Source organism: Acinetobacter colistiniresistens, assembly GCF_000413935.1.
Lineage (GTDB): Bacteria > Pseudomonadota > Gammaproteobacteria > Pseudomonadales > Moraxellaceae > Acinetobacter > Acinetobacter colistiniresistens.
Genome location: NZ_KE340379.1, coordinates 312,227 through 330,642 on the forward strand (window position 1 = coordinate 312,227; position 18,416 = coordinate 330,642).

Genomic DNA, 18,416 nt, shown 5'->3' on the forward strand with positions numbered 1-18,416 from the left:
GTATGGCATTGCGGTTATAAATTCCTAGATAACTTTGTTATGATGCGCTCTACATGAAAGAATTTAGAGATTGGTAATGACAACGTTGAAAAATGATCGTTTTTTACGAGCTTTATTACGTGAACCTGTAGACACCACACCTGTATGGATGATGCGTCAAGCAGGACGTTATTTACCAGAATATCGTGAAACTCGTGCGCAGGCAGGAGACTTTCTATCTTTATGTAAGAATACCGAATTTGCGTGTGAAGTGACATTGCAACCATTGCGCCGTTATGAACTGGATGCTGCGATTTTATTTTCAGATATTTTGACTGTACCCGATGCATTGGGTTTAGGCCTATATTTTGAAACAGGTGAAGGGCCAAAATTTCATAAAACAGTGCGTACTGAACAGGATGTGGCGAATTTACCAAAGCTCAATGCCAAGTCCGATTTAGCTTATGTGATGAATGCGGTCTCGACCATTCGTTCTGCGTTACATGGACAAGTGCCATTAATTGGTTTTTCGGGAAGCCCGTGGACTTTAGCAACCTATATGATTGAAGGTGGTTCAAGCAAAGAATTCCGTTTTACTAAAAATATGATGTATGCACAGCCAGAAGTATTACATGCTTTACTGGATCATTTAGCGGATTCAGTGATTGATTATCTGAATGCACAAATTGATGCGGGTGCACAAGCGATCCAGATCTTTGACAGTTGGGGTGGTGCATTGGCGCATAGAGAATATGTTGAATTCTCATTGAATTATATGACCAAGATTATTGCAGGTCTCCAACGCGAGAAAGATGGCCGTCGTATTCCAATTATTGTTTTCACCAAAGGCGGTGGACAATGGTTAGAGACCATGCTGACGACAGGTGCAGATGCATTTGGTTTGGATTGGACGACACCACTTTATACTGCACGTGATGTGATTGCTGGTCGCGCGGCCTTACAAGGTAATTTAGATCCTGCCGTGCTTTATGGCTCAGCTGCTTCAATTGAAAAATCAGTGAAAGCGATGTTGGATGATGCTTATGCCAACGGGGAAAAAACGGGTTATATCGCAAATCTGGGCCATGGTATTACCCAATGGGTTGATCCTGCGCAGCCAAAGATTTTTGTTGATACTGTACACGAATACAGTGCCAAATATTTAGGTTGATATTTAAACCATATTTCAAGGTCTACATGTTAGGGTCAGTTTTGTGCAATTGATTGTTTTACCACTCAATTTTATCACTAAGGCAGCTTCGGCTGCCTTATTTGGATTGTTGCTTTTGATTGCATTTGCAATCACTGCGCCGATGGGAAGCCATGAATATTATGGTTTATTTCGTTATGACTATTTACTGTTTTATGCTCTGATTATTCAGGCCTGTCTGATTTACTTAAAACTGGAGTCATGGGCAGAGGCGAAGGTGATTGCATTATTCCATATCATGGCAATGGGGATGGAAATCTTTTTGACGCATCCTGCTATCGCATCGTGGCAATATCCTCAGCCAGCTGTTTTTAAAATACTTACTGTGCCTTTGTTTGCAGGTTTTATGTATTCAGCGGTTGGTAGTTTTTTTGCCCGTTCTTTACGACTTTATCATGTCGCTTTCGAAAAACTTCCCAGTTTCGGTAATATGCTAGGCTTGGCTGTATTGTCGTATCTTAACTTTATGACCAAATTTTTTATTCCAGATATTCGTGTTGGGTTATTTATTTGGAGTGTTTTGATTTTTTGGAAAACCAAGCTGTCTTTTCAACTTGAGCAACGTCATTTTAAAGTTCCGATGTTACCCGTTTTACTTTTGCTCGCTTTTCTGATCTGGATTGCTGAAAATATTAGTACGTTTTATAAAATTTGGTTGTATCCAAGCCAAGTGGATGCATGGCATATGGTAGGCTGGGGCAAGTTAGGGTCATGGTATCTGTTATTATTACTCAGTCTGGTTTTGGTATTAAAAATCTTGGGTACGAGAGATAAAAATGGCTCTTGGCGGTTAAACTAACGAAGATAGTAGACCATTTTGTGAACAATTTAAATTTAGTCTTCTTTAGTTTTTATTTTGTATTTATAAAAATATAATAGATATAAGTGTTAAGAAATTTGATTGAATAAGTGTGAAAAATGAGGCTGTTTCTTGTAATGAATACGTGTTTGACCATTTTTTTTTACATTAAAGGACATTTGTTTTTTTTATATGGAACATGGTTTATAAGGTGAGCTCGAATAGTTAAGTTACGCTGAAGTATCTTATGGAAAAAATAGTCAATATATTCTTAATCACGACAATGTTGGGTCTGACAGCTTGTACTTCCATGCCATTTGGTGGAGGAGCATCTGCTGAAAAATTTCAACAGAGTTATCTACAACAGAATTTGATTAAAGGTAAAACGACCAAAGCTGATATTGTGGCTAAATATGGTGAGCCTGTGAGTAAGAGTGTTCATGCTAGTGGACGGGAAACTTGGGTCTATCGGTCTTCAAAATCGAATTCAGCTATTGAATCATTGAGCTCATCTTCATCGACAGTCAATACTGGTTTAGGAATTATTAAAAATCGTCTAATGGCTGCAATTCCAGGCGGTGGGCTCGGAGAGGTTGGAGCAATGGTTAATTCAGCTAAACATGATGCAGTCAACGCGGCAATGACGACAGGGCAAAGTGATAAAGCCGCTTCTCTAGTAATCAGTTTTAATGCTAAAGGTGCTATCGAGAGCTATATGCTTGGTCTATAATTATTTCCTATAGTATGGCTTTGATGATGTTCTAGATCACGGCAAATCGCCGTGATTTTTTGACTTCATCAACAAATTATTCAATTTAATCGTGGTTTTGATAGTTAAGTTATTATTAAATAATATTTAAATTTAGGCTTTATTGACTTCTCTTATTATAAATATTTCAGATATATTTCAAAATTTATTTGCTAAAACTAGCTAAGCTCGTTATTTTAACTTCTGTGTAAGAAGAATTGCACAACACAATAGTGATAAAAATAGCGAAATATAATTCTTGCTGGAGATCGTTCCTATGTTAAAAAAAATTGCATTAGCTGCTTTGTTAGCTGCTGGTTCAACTGTTGCAATGGCTGATAATGATGTCGGTTGTGGTGCTGGTACCCAAATTTGGGCTGGTAAAAAAGGCGTTGCACCAAAAATTCTAGCTGCAACAACCAATGGTATCTTTACCAATCAATTACTAGGTATTACATTTGGTACTTTAGGATGCCGTCAAGGCGGTACAGTCACCGCTCAAGTGGTGACATTCACCAATGAAAATGCTGAATCTTTAGCACGTGATATGGCGGTGGGGCAAGGTGAAAGCTTAAATGTTCTTGCTGAATTAATGCAAATTAAAGCCAATGACAAAGCACGTTTCTTTGCTGTGTCTAAAGCAAACTTTGCTGAAATTTATTCAAGCAAAAATACCAACTCACTACAAGTTTTAGATGCTTTACAAGGTGTGATGGCGAAAGACGCTGTGCTTAAAGCATACGTTTAATTGTTGCACGATAAAACCCTGTCTTGATGGCAGGGTTTTCTTATAATGATTCTGATTATTTTAAAAATTGCGATTGAATGAAATTAGCTACTTTTGCGTTTGCATCTTTGTTGTCTCACTTTGTCCATGCAGCGGTTGAATCTGATGTTCAGACTTATTTGGACCTTGCCAATCGAAAACAATTAGATCAACAGACCACTTGGCTACGTTTGATGTATGCCGACAACAAGCAAAACAGTGAAGTTGCTTACAGCGGCTATTTTTATGCAAAAGATGGTAGAACCAATTTAAAGCAGGAATTACACGCTGATATTCGTGCCTTATTTGTTGAGGCTGCAGATAATCAATCCATTCGTTGTAAATTTCCAGCCCGTAGCCGTTGGCTGATGCAACAGCTTAATATCGAGGCTCAACAACTTCCCAAAGCTAACTGCAATGAATTTGAGGACTGGATCAATCAAATCAAGCCGCATAAAGCCACTTTGATCTATGCCACAGATTTTATGGGTAATCCAAGTTCGATGTTTGGGCATACTTTATTGCGTTTGGACCCTAAAGATCAGAAGCAATTAAACTTGGTGTCCTATGCGGTCAATTATGCGGCCACAGTCAGAGGCGAGGACAACTGGTCTTATGCGTGGAAAGGTTTGACAGGGCAGTATCCTGGTGAATACTCCCTGATGCCGTATTATCGCAAAGTAAAAGAATATGGTGATTTTGAAAGCCGTGATTTATGGGAATATGAACTCAATTTAACACCAGAAGAAACTCGCTTTCTGGTTGAACATATTTGGGAAATGCAACATGTGAGTTTCCCTTATTATTTTGTCAGTGATAACTGTGCTTATCGTTTATTGGGATTGATTGACTTGGTTCGTCCTAATTTAAACCTAAAACAGCAGTTCAATTATGCTGCGATTCCGATTGAAACCCTGAAAGTGGTTGATCAACAGAATTTGGTCGAGGAAGTGGTTTATCGCCCTGCACTTGAAACACAATTGCTTGCACAAGCCAAACAACATGGTACTGCTTTAGCTAAAGTTGCTCATCAAGTCGCTTTTACCGAAATGGATAAAGTTCAACCCATTTTAAACACCTATCAGCCACAAGATCAGGCCAAGATTTTAGAAATGGCCTATGATGATTTATATCTGCAATATATCAGTCAACAGATTGATGCTGATTTTGCCCAGCCGCAATTACGGCAGTTACTTGCACAGCGCAGTCAAATTGATATTGATAAGCAGCGTCAAGAACCGATACGTCCGAAAAAACAACCTGTAGAAGGTCATCGTGCGCGGAATCTTTCGGTGAATGTGGGTGAAGTACAAGGACAAAAGTTTATTGAACTTGGGCATCGTCAAGCCTATCACGACTTGATTGATCCACAAGGTGGCTATCGTACAGGTGCACAATTATTATTTTTAGACGGCAATCTGCAATACCGTGATGACAGACTCAAGCTCGAACATTTAGATCTTTTATCGGTCAACTCCTATAACCCCATTCAACCGTTTAAATCACCATTAACGTGGGGTTTTAATTTAGGTTGGAAACAAGAAGCGATTGAGAAGGGGCAGTTTAGTGAAGATGCCCAACATGGGGTGATGAATCTGAACATGCAAGTGGGCTATAGCATGGCCGATTATGATCGTCGACATTTGTGTTATGCGCAGCTACAAAGCCATATTCAAGGCGGAAAGGCTTTGGATAAGGGCTGGCGTGTTGGGGCAGGACCAACTTTAGGATGTATGAATCAGTGGTCAGACAATATCAATAGCGTGGTACAAGTTGAACTGCCGTATTGGCAAGACCTAAGTCAATGGAATCTAAGAGTGGGTACACAGCTTCAATATAGCTTAAGTAGCAACCATGCCTTGCGCTTAAAGTGGGATTTTGAACAGCAAGATCATAAAGACTGGAACAAAGTGGGATTGGGTTATGTCCGTTTTTTTTAAGTCTAAACTAGGCTTGATCACTTGAATTTACAAGGATCAAACCTCAACAATCACATAGTATTTTTTAACTTTTTCAATGACTTCAAATGTACCCACAAATGCCGGTGGGATAATTCCAGCATTGCCAGCACTCACTTCAATAAATGAATTGCTTTTCGCATCATGGATACGGACAGTGCCTTCAATGATTTGAAAAAACTCTTGTTTATTATCTGCAAATTGAATATTCCAAGCGCCAATTTCACATTGCCAGATGCCGCAGTCCATATGTGGATGTTCATATAAACTATAGGTTAAACGTTCAGGATTACCTCGAACCAGACGATCGGGACGAGGGTAATCAATACTTGCTTCATTTGCGATTAAATCGCCAAAACCTGCTAACTGAATGGTCGACATCTTTGATGCTCAACTTAATAGTTTTCAGGCACAGCGCTTAAGAACTCACGACGTACATCTTTGTCAGTTTTAAAGTCACCAACAAAAGAAACGGTACGTGTGGTTGATTCTTGCTTGCCAACACCACGCATCATCATACACATATGCGCTGAGTCAATCACAACAGCAACACCACGTGCTTGCGTGACTTTTGCTACTGCTTCAGCAATTTGCTGGGTTAAATTTTCTTGAACTTGCAGACGTCGTGCGAACATTTCCGTAATACGTGCAAATTTAGATAAACCAAGTACCTGACCTTCAGGTAAATAGGCTATATGTACCCGACCATAAAATGGCAGTAAATGATGTTCACAGAGTGAATAAAATTCGATATTTTTGACCAAAACCATTTCATGGTTATCGGAAGGGAAGAGTGCGCTATTTGTAACTTCTTCAAGGGTTTTACTATAACCTGAAGTCAAAAAAGAAAACGCTTTCGCCGCACGCATCGGTGTATCTTGTAAGCCCGGGCGATTTAGGTCTTCACCAACGGCAGTTAAGATATTTGCGTACGATTGCTGCATAGACATAACAATGTTCACTTAGGTGGGTTGAACAAAAACGGCAATTGTATCAGAAAACGATTAAAAATCTTAATTTTGATATAAATGCAGATTATTGCTTGTATTTAGGGTTCTTTTCGGCACGTTTCAGGAGTACTAAAACAGCACCTGTACCGCCTTGACTTTCAGGCGCACTGACGAAAGCAAGTACATCACGGTGTTGTCTGAGCCAACCGTTGACATAGGTTTTTAAAATGGCTTCTGGACCTTTGCCATGTACAATTTTAATGACGTTCTGGTTTTCATCTTTTGCTATTTGAATGATTTGCAGAACTGCTGCACGGGCTTGCTCAACCGTACAACCATGTAAGTCGACTGCTTCAAACCAGCGAATTTTGCCTGCTTTTAAGTCTTCAAAAACTTTGTGCTGTAAGGTCGCAATGCGATAGCTTAAGGCGGCCTGACTTGCAACAGGATTTAAGATCGCTTGAGTATCTGAAATCTCGGTAAGTTCTTGCTCTGCACCACCTTCAGCCGCGGCACGTTTAGCCAAGGTTTGGGCGTCGACTTTTTTGCTGCGCGCAACTCGAGTATCGGCAATATTTTGATTGTCGATGGGCTTTACCCCTAAAAGGGCTTTTTTAAAAAGCTCGGTATCTTCCAACTCTTCAGCAACAGCTTGAGTCTTTTGTGACTCCGCTTGTTTGGCAATCGCACTCGCTTGCGGATTGGAAATTTGCTTTTTAAAGGCTTTCAGTAAGTTAAACTGATCTTTAGAAAGCGATGAATCATGTTTACTCATAATTTTAGAAAAATAGGCAAGATACGAGAGAGGTTTAAAATTATAGTCTGAATCTGTGATGATTTGAACTATATTGCATTCATGGGGAAATATGGATTTTAAAATCATTAAAAATGGTCAAACTAGAGGAGGATAAATTCATTTTGATTCTTTATTTTAATTGCCATCTACGATAGCTAAATCTCTAAGGGTGTTAGAATATTTATAATTCGTGATTGATCTAAGCCTTTATTTTTAAAACGATCATATAGTTCAAAACAAATATGTTTATTTACTTGAACACGGGGTAAAGTTTTGTCGAAGTCAAAATAGCGAATATAACCTGATTGATCCATATTAATCGCCAGTCGCTCGAAGTGGCCTCCTCCTCGTTTTGGAAATTTTTTGTATTGTTCTACGATGCCACACGCTTCAGTTTTGATGTGGGTCTTTGCGGGAGATAAATATATGGCAATGCCAATCAGCATGCAGCCAGGAATGATCGTAAAGTAATAAAAGACTCTTGGATCTTTAAATCTCTGAATTTTTGCGTAGAAAAATAGATGACTATAAATGGGAAAGCCAACTAAAAAGATCAGTCCTAGAATTAATAAGAAACTACTCATCTTGTTCCATCAATATTTAATCTTTGAGTATTTTCAAACTCTGATTTTTTTATTCTTTATTAGTAGTTTATATTGAGTTCTAGCATTATTTTAAAGGTTCAAGGCGGAATCGTACCTTGAACCTTAATTTGCTTAGATCTGTTCAGGTTGCCCAAACAATGCATTAAATGCCTGATCAGGGTGAGGTTGCTTCATAAAGCTTTCCCCGACAAGAAAGGTATGAATATCATTAGCTTGCATCATTTCAACGTCAGCAGGCGTGGCAATACCACTTTCAGTGACTAAAACACGAGAGGCTGGTAGTAATTTCTTTAAACGCAATGAGGTATTTAAATCGACATCAAAGGTTTTAAGATTACGGTTATTTACCCCTAAAATACATTGCTCTGACAGCTTTAAAGCACGCCCTAACTCATATTCATCATGCACTTCAACCAACACATCAAGCTGCTGTTCAAATGCGGTTTTCGACATTTCTTCGAGTTGTTGGTCAGATAAACAAGCCACGATCAATAAAATACAATCCGCTTGCAGCGCACGAGCTTCAACTACATTGTAAGGATCAATTAAGAAATCCTTACGCAAAGTAGGGAGGGCACAATGCTGACGTGCGATCGCAATATTTTCATCTGCGCCTTGGAAGAAATCCACATCGGTTAATACCGATAAACAAGCAGCCCCTGCCTGTTCATATTGTTGTGCAATCTCCGCAGGATTAAAATCTGCACGAATGATGCCTTTAGATGGGGAAGCCTTTTTAATTTCAGCAATCACGGCTGGACGTTTGTGTTGTAAGGCATTGGCAAAACCACGAACAGGGGTGGCCTGTTTAGCCCACTGTTCAACATCATGCAAGCTACGTTGTTTTAAACGTGCTGCAAGCTCCTCATGTTTGCGGTCAACAATTTTACCTAAAATGGTATTTTGAATATCGATCATGAGAAGTCCTTAGTCTGCCTGATATTGTTTCAATGTCTTGGTAAATTCAGCCAAGATACTCATTTTTTCTAAGGCCTGTCCGCCATAAAGAATATCTTGAGCCAGCTCAACGGCTTGTTTATAGGTCTTGGTAATGCCTGCGACGTAAATACCTGCGCCAGCATTCAGCGCAATCATATTCGCAGCTTTCTCACCAACGTCTGATTTATCTCGACTTAAAGCATCTTTGATCAGCTTTAAGCTTTCTTCTGAACTATTGACCACTAAGCCTGTTAGGGTTTGAGAGGCGATACCGACATCTTCTGGGTTTAAGGTCCATTCGGTAATTTCGCCATCTTTGAGTTCCGCCACCGCGGTTGGCGCCGCAAGGCTGATTTCATCTAGGCCATCTTTAGAATGTACCACCAGTACATGTACTGCACCGAGTTGTTTTAATACTTCAGCAATTGGACGGCATAATTCATCTGAAAATACGCCAATCACAAAACGATTCACGCCCGCTGGATTGGTCAAAGGACCCAGTAAGTTGAAGATGCTGCGAATGCCTAATTCACGACGTGGCGCTACTGCGTATTTCATTGCTTTATGATGATTCGGCGCAAACAGGAAACCGACGCCCATTTCACGGATGCAGCGTTCAGTTTGTTGCATATCTAAATCAAGTTGAATGCCTATTTTCTCAAGTACATCCGAAGAGCCTGATTTGCTTGATACGCCACGGTTACCATGTTTGGCAATCGTTGCACCCGCAGCTGCAATCACGAAACTTGAAGCGGTTGAAACATTAAATAAGTTTTGACCATCACCGCCAGTCCCCACGATATCAACCAGATGAGGGATATCACTGACATCAATTTTAATTGCAAACTCACGCATGATACGTGCGGCAGCTGTAATTTCATCAATACTTTCACCCTTCATGCGCAAGCCCATCATTAGTGCGCCGATTTGAGCATCAGTTGCTTCACCTTGCATGATACTGCGCATGACATCTTCCATTTGTGGCTGGGTCAGATGAATGTTCTTGGTAATGTTATTGAGTGCCTGTTGGATATTCATAGTCATGAGTTACAGCATTTAATGATTAAAAATTTGGATGAAAGTGGTGGTGGATGAAGGAGAGTTAGGCTTTTTGTGGTGTGTCCCACTCGCTAACGGGTTATGTTAGCAGAAAATAACCCAAGATTTAGGATGTTGCTAGAGAGTTTTTAAAATTTAACTTATTTGAGGAGATGGGGATGTTTGTGATTGGAGGTGATTGCTGGAAAAAGGTTTTATTTTGTGGCGTATTTAATTGAATTTTTATGATAAATAATCAACCATTTGGTATATCTAATTCACACATATCTCTATAAAAAATGTGTATAAATCAATCAAATAAAAGTGGATATATTAAGGCGGTCTTAATGTTATCTATAAATTAATATGTATTCAAATTACTTGAAATATCTTGGGGTCGTGAAAAATAAGCATCGCTTTGTGTTTGTATTTGTCGCACTTTTTCATCCCTTGCAAAGCTATGCGGAGACAAATACAGAGACGTCACAGCAAAATGTCGCAGCGGATAAGGTGGTACGTGTTGCAGTAACGGGTTCACGTATCTCAAAAGCACAAAAAGATGGTCCAACCGGTGTGACTGTGATTACCGCTGCCGATATTGAAAAACAAGGCTATACCAATGCTTTTGATGCTTTAAATAATCTGGCTCAAAATACGGGGTTTGTACAAGGCGCTGATTTTGGGAATATCAGAACGCCTGCGGCAAATGCCATCAGTCTACGTGGCTTAGGGCCAAATTATACATTGACCTTAATCAATGGCCATCGCGTCGCGGATTATCCTGTCGCGTATGAGGGCAATGTTAATTTTGTCAATTTGGCCAATATTCCTACTGCAATTATTGATCGGATTGAGATTTTAAATGGAGGTGCTTCCGCAATTTATGGTTCAGATGCAATTGCAGGTGTGGTGAATATCATTCTGAAAAAGAAAACGGATGGGACACAGGTCAATCTCAAAGCAGGTACTACGAAAGAAGGTGGAGAAAACCTACGCTTACAACTCAGTGGCAGTAATAATCTAGATAAGCTGAATCTTGTTTATGGCTTAGAGCTGAGTGCGCGTGAGCCGATTTTCGCAACAGATCGTCACTTCATGTCTACCAGTACAAAGAAAGGTGAAGCGCCGACAACAATTGTTGGGCGCCGGAATGCGGAGACAGGACAATATTTGCCAATTGGTGGGGATGGCTGCCAAGCATATGAGCAGCTTTTTAAGAGTTCCGTACATAACTTTGCTAAAAATGGCGATCGTTGTACCAGTGATCGTGTACGCTCAACTTATTGGTCTGTACAGACCCAAAATCGTAGCCAGAATGGGTACTTGGGGTTGGATTATAGCTTGAATGATAAAACGCAATTATTTGCTGATGTCCTCATTGGCGCCAATCAGATCCAGAATAATACTCGTTCACCGACATGGACGTCCTTGGGAACGAATGGCTACTTTTTCAATCAGAACTCAGGCAATTATGAAATCTGGAATCGTGCTTTTGCACCAGAGGAATTTGGTGGACTGAATAAAGTTAATAAGAAGTGGCAGGAGTTTTCATCAAATTTAAATTTTGGTATTCGAGGGGATATTGCTGACAGTAGCTGGAATTATGAAGCGGCATACAACGGTTCGATTTATACCAGTAATTTACGCAACCCGATCAATCAGCTTGCTGGTATAGATGAATATTTCTTAGGTTCTCGTTTGGGAGTAGACAAAGATGGTGTTCCAATTTACGCACCGGATTTAAAACGTTTAAATCAGCCTCTCAGTCCAGACGAGATCAGAAGAGTTTGGGGGAGCAGTGAGCAAAAAGATCGCTCTTGGGTGCAAAGTCTGAGTTTGGCTGCCAATGGTGATGTGTTTGAGTTACCTGCGGGAACGGCGAAATTGGCAGCAATTGCTGAAGTTGGGCGGCAAGGTTTTAAAAATAGACCAGATAAAGCTTTTGAGCAGGGTAAATTCAATACAACCAGTTAGGGTGAATATGGTGGGACGCGTTCGCGTCAAGCTTTGGGAACCGAGTTGTTCCTTCCTTTAGCAAAACCATTAAATTTAACTTTGTCTGGACGTTATGATCGCTACGCGCTTTCGGATAATAGTATTGATAAATTTACTTTTGGGTCAGGGCTGGAGTTTCGTCCAGACCCAACCTTACTACTTCGCAGTAATTACCAAACAAGCTTTCGTGCCCCTGACATGAATTATTTATTCTTAAATAAACAAAAAGGATATTACTCGAGTACGACGGATTATTTACGCTGTGAGCAAACAGGACAGCCATTAAGTAATTGTGAATTTAGATTGTATTCTCCTGGCGCAGATTATATCAAAGTCGGAAACAAAGATTTAAAACCTGAAAACGGCAAATCTTATGGTTTTGGTTTTGTCTGGTCGCCTGCTAAAACTTTTGATTTATCGGTCGATTACTGGAATATTCAGATTGATGATCAAGTGACGAACATCAGTGCAGACAAGTTGCTTAAAACTGAGGCTGATTGTCGTGCTGGACGTAGAAATATTAATGATACGCAATGTGTAGATGCACTTGCACGGATTGAACGTAATCCTACGGATGCGGTGGTTAACCCGAATGTGATTCGCAATATTAATATTGTTCCAATCAATGCCGCTTCAGTCAGTTCTAGTGGTATCGATTTGACCAGTAAATTGCGCTGGACAACTGATCATTGGGGCAATTTCCTCTGGAGCGTCAATTTTAGCCGCACACTGAAGAATAAATATCAGCAATCCAAAGAAGATCCAGCTGATGATTTACTTTGGGATAAAAGCAATCTTGATTGGCGTGATCGCTTTAATAGCAGCCTGAGCTGGAGGCGCGGTCCATTTGAGTCCACCGTATTATTGAGTCGTTATGGAAAATTACCGAAAGCCGATGAGTCTGGTTGGTTGAACCCGATGTATGTTGTCAATTGGAGTGGAACTTATCAAATTTCATCTCAGGCATCGGCTTCAATTATTGTGAATAATTTATTTGATAAGGATAAGTTGGATTACACAGGTGGATGGGCCTATTATGCAACAGGTTATCCTCTCTATGGCCGCCAAGCTTGGTTAGAGTTTAACTATAAATTCTAAAAATGATGTGTGGATGCAGCGGAATGGCACACCATTTGCTGCGTCTTTTATTTTAAAAACTACAGAGGACAGATCTCCTATGTTGGTCAAACCTTCATTAAAAAAAACATTATTACTTACAACATTACTCTCTTTATCTACAACGCAAATTTTTGCATCCAATACCAAGGAACAGATTCCGATTGGTAAATTACCTGAATGGGTATTACCTGAATCCTATGATTTAGATTTTAAGATTGATCCAGCGCAAAAGGGCTATACAGGGAAAACCACGATCCGTTTAAAACTGACCCAAGCAACAGATCATATTTGGATTCACGGTAAATCCTTATCGGTGAAAGCAGTCAGCATTACCGCAGCAGATGGTACTCAAAGCAAGGCTCAATATGAACAGGCCTCAGAGGTGGACGGGGTCAGCGTGATCAAGTTTGGCAAAACGCTGGCAGCAGGTCAGTACAGTTTAGTACTGGATTTTAATGCTGCTTATGATCAGCAACTGGATGGTATTTATAAGATCGAATTTGAAGGTAAGCCTTATGTCATGACCCAGATGGAGGCGATCAGTGCACGTCAGTCATTCCCATCCTTCGATGAGCCACGGTTTAAAACGCCTTTTACGATACGTTTAACCATTCCAAGTAAATATTCAGGTTTTGCCAATACCAACCCAGTCTCGGAACAGGCTGAAAAATCAGGTTGGAAAACTTTAAGTTTTGCACCGACCAAGCCACTGCCGACTTATTTATTGGCACTGGCAGTTGGCCCTTGGCAAGTACAGACAGGCCCTGATATTGGTGCGACTGCGTGGCGTAAAGAGGCAATCAAACTGCGAGGGATCGCACCCGATGGTAAGGCTGAAAAAATGCAGCATGCCTTATCTGAAACGCCTGCCATTTTAAAAACCCTAGAAGATTATTTTGCTTTTGGTTATCCATTTGACAAGCTAGATTTGCTTGCAGCGCCTGACTTTGCTGCTGGTGCAATGGAAAATCCTGGACTGATCACATTTAGAGATTATTTGATGCTGCTGGATAAAGACTCTCCGGTGTCTTTTGTGCAGAGTTCATTTAACGTCAATGCACATGAATTAGCACACCAGTGGTTTGGGGATGTGGTGACCATGCCGTGGTGGGATGACTTGTGGCTGAATGAATCTTTTGCTACATGGATGCAAAGCAAAATCACCCAACAACTACATCCTGAATTTAATGCCGATCTGGAACGTGTCGCCGATACGGCAGGGGCGATGAAAAGTGATAGTCTGGTTAGTGTACGTCGTATCCGCCAGCCGATTTTAAGCAATGCTGATATTCAAACTGCTTTTGATGGGATTACTTATCAAAAAGGGGCAGCTGTTTTAAATATGTTTGAAAGCTATTTGGGCGAGGAAAAATTTAAGCAAGGGGTGCGCAACTATATTAAAAAGCATCAATATGGCAGTGCTACCGCCAATGATTTAATTAGCGCATTGGCAGAACAGTCAGGTCAGGGCGAGCGGTTTGCTAAAGCGGTGAAAAGCTTTATTGACCAACCCGGTGTACCTTTAGTGAGTACTTCATTAGAGCAGCAAGGCAACAAAGTTTTTTTAAATGTAAAGCAAAAGCGCTATCTACCTGTAGGCTCTAAAGGGGATGCCAACAGTCTTTGGGGCGTCCCATTATGCGTACGCTATGAAGTACCAAATGCGCCAAGTAAAGTTCAGTGTGAACTGATCGACCAAGCGGAAGCCAAGATTGAATTAAAAGGGGCGACTCCAGACAGTTGGTATATTCCAAATGCCGATGCCGCAGGTTATTACCAGTTTAGTTTGCCAGAAAAAGAGTTGGCACGCTTGACGGCGGCAACGGGGAAACTGTCCAACACTGAACAGTTGGCCTATGCTTATGCCGTTTCAGCAGCATTCAACCATGGCGATATTAACGTGTTGGCTGTTATTGATGTGGCAAAAAAATTCGCTTCTTCTGACAGTCGTCAAATTAGTACTGCATTATTCCAGCAGTTGAGTACGATCCAGCGCCATATCTTAAAAACCGCAGCTGAACGCGAGCATTTTAGAAAAGTCTTAGCAAATTTATATCTGCCAAAGCTAAACCAATTGGGTTATGTCAGTAAAGCAGGTGAATCAGCTGAAGATAGCTTGTGGCGAAGTGAATTGGCTCAATTCCTTGCATTAGAAATTCAAGTGCCTGAAGTCCGTGAGCAATTGTTAAAACAATCTGATGCACTGTTTGCTCAGAAGCAATTGAATTTTGCACAGCTCACACCAGAATTATTACCAACCATTCTGGCAGTCCGTGTGCAAGACAAAGGCAAGCCTGCATTTGATCGACTATTGGCTGAATTAAAGCAGATTACACAACCGACACAACGCCTTGCGATTCTCACGGCTTTAGGCGCAGCCAACCAAACAGAAACACGCCCATTGGCACGTCAGCTGGTCTTGGATTCACGCGTTAAAGTTGGGGAAGTCCGTACCGTGATTAATTCAATTAATAATTACGGGGGCGAGCAAGGTGGATTGTGGACATGGTTTAAAGCCAATCACGAGGCTGTGTTTGATCGTTTGGGTAAGTCTTCTGCTGGGCGTTTCCCTGCATTGTTTAGTGGGGCAGCATGTTCACAACAAGAAGTGACGCAGTTAAACACTTTCTTTGCACCGCGTACCAAAGAGTTGGTGGGCGTTGAACGAGGTTTAAATCAGACCAAGGAACGAATCCAGTTGTGTGAGTCTTTGGTGGCGAAGCAAGATGGTTCACTCATACAACAGTTAAAGTTGTAATTGATTCAGTCACAAAAAAGCCAACGTTAATCCGTTGGCTTTTTTATTTTCAGGATAACTTAAGCATCATTGTCTGGTTGAGGATTTCTGACACCCAGTAATTGACTGGTTGCTGTACCTGCGGCCATCGAACCATTCACGTTCAAAGCAGTACGTCCCATATCAATCAAAGGCTCGATTGAGATCAGTAATGCTACTAAGGTAATCGGCAAGCCCATTGCAGGAAGGACGATTAAAGCAGCAAAAGTTGCACCGCCACCTACACCTGCGACACCGATTGAACTGAGGGTCACGACGACAACCAATTGAGCAATCCATAAGGGGTCAAGTGGATTGATGCCAACAGTAGGCGCAACCATCACCGCCAACATGGCAGGGTATAAGCCCGCACATCCATTTTGACCAATTGTTGCACCGAAGGAAGCAGAAAAGCTGGCAATTCCTTCTGGTACGCCGAGTTGCTTGGTTTGCGCTTCAATATTGAGTGGAATACTGGCAGCACTTGAACGACTGGTAAATGCAAAGGTCAATACAGGGAATACTTTCTTGAAAAAGTCGATTGGATTGACACGTACAAATAACAAAAGCAATGCATGGACAAGGAACATAATCGCAAGTCCAAGGTAAGAAGCAATCAGGAACTCACCTAATTTTACGATGTCAGCCAGATTCGCTGTAGCGACCATTTTAGTCATCAGTGCTAATACACCATAAGGCGTAAATTGCATCACTAAACGAACCAGACTGATCACCAAGGCTTGTAATGCTTCAATACCATGTCGGATTCTTTCGCCGTTGACAGTGTCTTTATCCATGAGTTTGAGTGCAGCAACGCCCAAAAACGCAGAGAAGATGACAACACTGATAATCGCGGTAGGACGAACGCCAGTCAAATCAGCAAATGGGTTCTGCGGAAATAGCGAGAGCAGGAGTTTCGGGACATCTAAATCCGTGACTTGCCCAATGTATTGGCTTTGAATAGTCGCTAAACGTGCGGCTTCTTTTGTGCCCTGTACCAGTCCTTCGGCAGATAAACCAAATAAATTGGTCACGCCTGCACCGACCAGTGCGGCAATCGCTGTCGTGATTAACAGAATACCAATGACTAATACACTGATTTTTCCGAGGGACGTGGTTTGGTGTAGTTTCACCACTGCACTTAATATCGAAACGAAGATCAGTGGCATGATCACCATTTGTAATAGTTGAACATAACCATTACCGACAAGGTTAATCCATGCGATTGAATGTTCGATTACAGGACTATCACCATAGACCGTTTTCAATCCTAAACCAAAGAAGATACCCACCACCATACCGATGAGTACCTTTTTAGAGAGACTCCAATCTTTTCGATAGGTGAAAAACAAACCTGCCAGTAGCAGGACAAAAACTATAATATTCAATAAAACCAAGGTATTCACAATAGGTTATCCTGATCGATATTTCAGGGAGGTGCCAAAACAATGGGGGGAATTCTACCATTCAGCAGCCCTGAAACTTAATCATTCCTATGACTATAGTTAATCTAAAAAATTAAAAAGAAACCCTTTTATCTAGAAATAGGGCATTTAGGTCACTTTTTATAACATGTGAAAAGTGGATTAATTATTGAAAAAGAATGATTTGTTTTTAAATAAAACCTTATTGCTTTATTTTAATGCTGGAAATTTAACCCGTATGTATGAGTTATATATTGTTTTTATATGTTCAAAATAAAAGCAGCCCATTACGTTAAAAAGGGCTGCTGTGGACTTAAATTAAAATCAGAACTTGAATCTAAGCGTAAATATCCAAGAAGTTTTTGAAAATTTGATGACCATGTTGGCTTAAAATTGATTCAGGGTGGAACTGCACACCTTCAACAGGCAGTGTTTTATGTTTAACCCCCATAATTTCTTCAATCGTGCCATCTGCTTGATTGGTCCAGCAGGTGAGTTCTAGGCATTCTGGTAAGGTTTCTTGCTCAATCACCAATGAATGATAACGTGTAGCAGCAAAAGGAGAAGGTAGATTGCTGAAAATTCCTTTGTCACTGTGGTGCATATCAGAAAGACGGCCATGCATCACTGTTTTGGCACGAATAATATGACCGCCAAAAGCCTGACCAATGGCTTGATGACCTAAGCAAACGCCAAGCAAAGGAATCTTGCCAGCAAAGTGATTGATGGCTGGAATTGAAATACCAGCTTCACTTGGAGAGCATGGGCCGGGGCCAATCACCAGATATTTCGGCTGCCATCGCTCAATATCCTCTAATGTCACTTGATCATTACGAACAACTTTTACTTCTTGATTCAACTCGCCAAAGTATTGAACGATGTTGTAAGTAAATGAGTCATAATTGTCAATCATTAGAAGCATGATTATAACCTTTTGAAAGATAGGCACTTAAGTGTGCTATTGAGTTCGATAAACCGATTTGAACGCTGTATTTTTTCATCTATCTTGAATAGAGAAAAGATTATTCTAGCGATAACGGGAAATCATCATAACAAAACGGATCATTCATGTGGGAAATTTTCAAAGGATTGAAAGCAGAATGAAGGGCCAATTTTGTTTGTAGAAATGAGCTGCTAATCGATAATAAATTTTTGTAATTGAAAGGCTTGAGAAATAAAACTGAAAGTGAATCGAAAGTCTAAATGAATTGATTGGAATGATGTTGAAAAGAATGATATAAAAAGCCAATTTACGCGAATAATAAAAGCGTAATTGGCACTACATTGGTTCTTTGTTATATGTATTGCACTATT

Annotated in this window: 14 protein-coding genes and 1 pseudogene; 7 read left to right on the forward strand and 8 right to left on the reverse strand. The window is 40.6% G+C overall.

The window, feature by feature from the left end:
• Positions 1–76: 76 nt before the first annotated feature.
• The 5 genes from hemE to F907_RS11950 all read left to right on the forward strand — a co-directional run bounded on the left by hemE (position 77) and on the right by F907_RS11950 (position 5,442).
• Entirely contained in the window at positions 77–1,150 is a 1,074-nt protein-coding gene (hemE, locus tag F907_RS11970) for a uroporphyrinogen decarboxylase (RefSeq protein WP_016651758.1), read from the forward strand.
• Between the two features lie 43 nt (positions 1,151–1,193).
• Positions 1,194–1,988 carry a DUF817 family protein gene (locus F907_RS11965; RefSeq protein ID WP_016651759.1) on the forward strand — a complete coding sequence of 265 codons (795 nt, stop codon included), beginning with the start codon at positions 1,194–1,196 and terminating at the stop codon, positions 1,986–1,988.
• A gap of 247 nt (positions 1,989–2,235) precedes the next feature.
• A complete protein-coding gene (locus F907_RS11960) occupies positions 2,236–2,718 on the forward strand; it encodes a hypothetical protein (protein WP_032861914.1) in 483 nt (160 codons plus the stop codon).
• A 295-nt stretch (positions 2,719–3,013) separates the two neighbouring features.
• Positions 3,014–3,484: a DUF3015 family protein gene (locus tag F907_RS11955; protein WP_004808553.1), complete on the forward strand. Its 471-nt coding sequence runs from the start codon at positions 3,014–3,016 to the stop codon at positions 3,482–3,484.
• A gap of 77 nt (positions 3,485–3,561) precedes the next feature.
• Complete coding sequence (locus tag F907_RS11950) at positions 3,562–5,442, forward strand: Lnb N-terminal periplasmic domain-containing protein (RefSeq protein ID WP_016651761.1); 1,881 nt, start codon at positions 3,562–3,564, stop codon at positions 5,440–5,442.
• Positions 5,443–5,478: 36 nt separating this feature from the next.
• Here the strand turns inward: F907_RS11950 and F907_RS11945 are convergent, their stop codons facing one another.
• The 6 genes from F907_RS11945 to trpD all read right to left on the reverse strand — a co-directional run bounded on the left by F907_RS11945 (position 5,479) and on the right by trpD (position 9,788).
• Positions 5,479–5,841, reverse strand: a complete 363-nt coding sequence (locus F907_RS11945; RefSeq protein WP_016651762.1) for a cupin domain-containing protein — start codon at positions 5,839–5,841, stop codon at positions 5,479–5,481.
• A gap of 14 nt (positions 5,842–5,855) precedes the next feature.
• Positions 5,856–6,404, reverse strand: coding sequence for a GTP cyclohydrolase I FolE (gene folE, locus F907_RS11940; protein WP_171057872.1), 549 nt, complete (start codon positions 6,402–6,404; stop codon positions 5,856–5,858).
• Between the two features lie 91 nt (positions 6,405–6,495).
• Positions 6,496–7,185 (reverse strand): Smr/MutS family protein, encoded by a 690-nt coding sequence (locus F907_RS11935; protein WP_032861917.1) that lies wholly within the window; start codon positions 7,183–7,185, stop codon positions 6,496–6,498.
• 176 nt (positions 7,186–7,361) lie between these two features.
• The gene (locus F907_RS11930; protein ID WP_016651764.1) at positions 7,362–7,790 is read right to left on the reverse strand and encodes a hypothetical protein; all 429 of its coding nucleotides are present in this window, start codon (positions 7,788–7,790) and stop codon (positions 7,362–7,364) included.
• A gap of 132 nt (positions 7,791–7,922) precedes the next feature.
• Positions 7,923–8,729 (reverse strand): indole-3-glycerol phosphate synthase TrpC, encoded by an 807-nt coding sequence (gene trpC / locus F907_RS11925; RefSeq protein WP_016651765.1) that lies wholly within the window; start codon positions 8,727–8,729, stop codon positions 7,923–7,925.
• A 9-nt stretch (positions 8,730–8,738) separates the two neighbouring features.
• Positions 8,739–9,788, reverse strand: a complete 1,050-nt coding sequence (gene trpD / locus F907_RS11920; RefSeq protein WP_032861992.1) for an anthranilate phosphoribosyltransferase — start codon at positions 9,786–9,788, stop codon at positions 8,739–8,741.
• A gap of 366 nt (positions 9,789–10,154) precedes the next feature.
• Between trpD and F907_RS0117945 the strand changes: the two are divergent.
• A pseudogene (locus tag F907_RS0117945) lies at positions 10,155–12,881 on the forward strand (TonB-dependent receptor plug domain-containing protein).
• A gap of 7 nt (positions 12,882–12,888) precedes the next feature.
• Complete coding sequence (locus F907_RS11915; RefSeq protein ID WP_111804947.1) at positions 12,889–15,660, forward strand: M1 family metallopeptidase; 2,772 nt, start codon at positions 12,889–12,891, stop codon at positions 15,658–15,660.
• 59 nt (positions 15,661–15,719) lie between these two features.
• Here the strand turns inward: F907_RS11915 and F907_RS11910 are convergent, their stop codons facing one another.
• Together F907_RS11910 and F907_RS11905 are read right to left on the reverse strand one after the other, a co-directional pair.
• Positions 15,720–17,084: an L-cystine transporter gene (locus F907_RS11910; protein ID WP_005272381.1), complete on the reverse strand. Its 1,365-nt coding sequence runs from the start codon at positions 17,082–17,084 to the stop codon at positions 15,720–15,722.
• Between the two features lie 355 nt (positions 17,085–17,439).
• Complete coding sequence (locus tag F907_RS11905; protein ID WP_005272379.1) at positions 17,440–18,024, reverse strand: anthranilate synthase component II; 585 nt, start codon at positions 18,022–18,024, stop codon at positions 17,440–17,442.
• Positions 18,025–18,416: the final 392 nt, after the last annotated feature.

Excerpts from the sequence above, each read along its gene's own strand:
- trpD (WP_032861992.1), bottom strand. The coding sequence starts at position 9,788 with ATGAATATCCAACAGGCACTCAATAACATTACCAAGAACATTCATCTG.
- F907_RS11935 (WP_032861917.1), bottom strand. The coding sequence starts at position 7,185 with ATGAGTAAACATGATTCATCGCTTTCTAAAGATCAGTTTAACTTACTG.
- folE (WP_171057872.1), bottom strand. The coding sequence starts at position 6,404 with ATGCAGCAATCGTACGCAAATATCTTAACTGCCGTTGGTGAAGACCTA.
- F907_RS11945 (WP_016651762.1), bottom strand. The coding sequence starts at position 5,841 with ATGTCGACCATTCAGTTAGCAGGTTTTGGCGATTTAATCGCAAATGAA.
- F907_RS11955 (WP_004808553.1), top strand. The coding sequence starts at position 3,014 with ATGTTAAAAAAAATTGCATTAGCTGCTTTGTTAGCTGCTGGTTCAACT.
- F907_RS11930 (WP_016651764.1), bottom strand. The coding sequence starts at position 7,790 with ATGAGTAGTTTCTTATTAATTCTAGGACTGATCTTTTTAGTTGGCTTT.
- F907_RS11950 (WP_016651761.1), top strand. The coding sequence starts at position 3,562 with ATGAAATTAGCTACTTTTGCGTTTGCATCTTTGTTGTCTCACTTTGTC.
- F907_RS11960 (WP_032861914.1), top strand. The coding sequence starts at position 2,236 with ATGGAAAAAATAGTCAATATATTCTTAATCACGACAATGTTGGGTCTG.
- hemE (WP_016651758.1), top strand. The coding sequence starts at position 77 with ATGACAACGTTGAAAAATGATCGTTTTTTACGAGCTTTATTACGTGAA.
- F907_RS11905 (WP_005272379.1), bottom strand. The coding sequence starts at position 18,024 with ATGCTTCTAATGATTGACAATTATGACTCATTTACTTACAACATCGTT.
- trpC (WP_016651765.1), bottom strand. The coding sequence starts at position 8,729 with ATGATCGATATTCAAAATACCATTTTAGGTAAAATTGTTGACCGCAAA.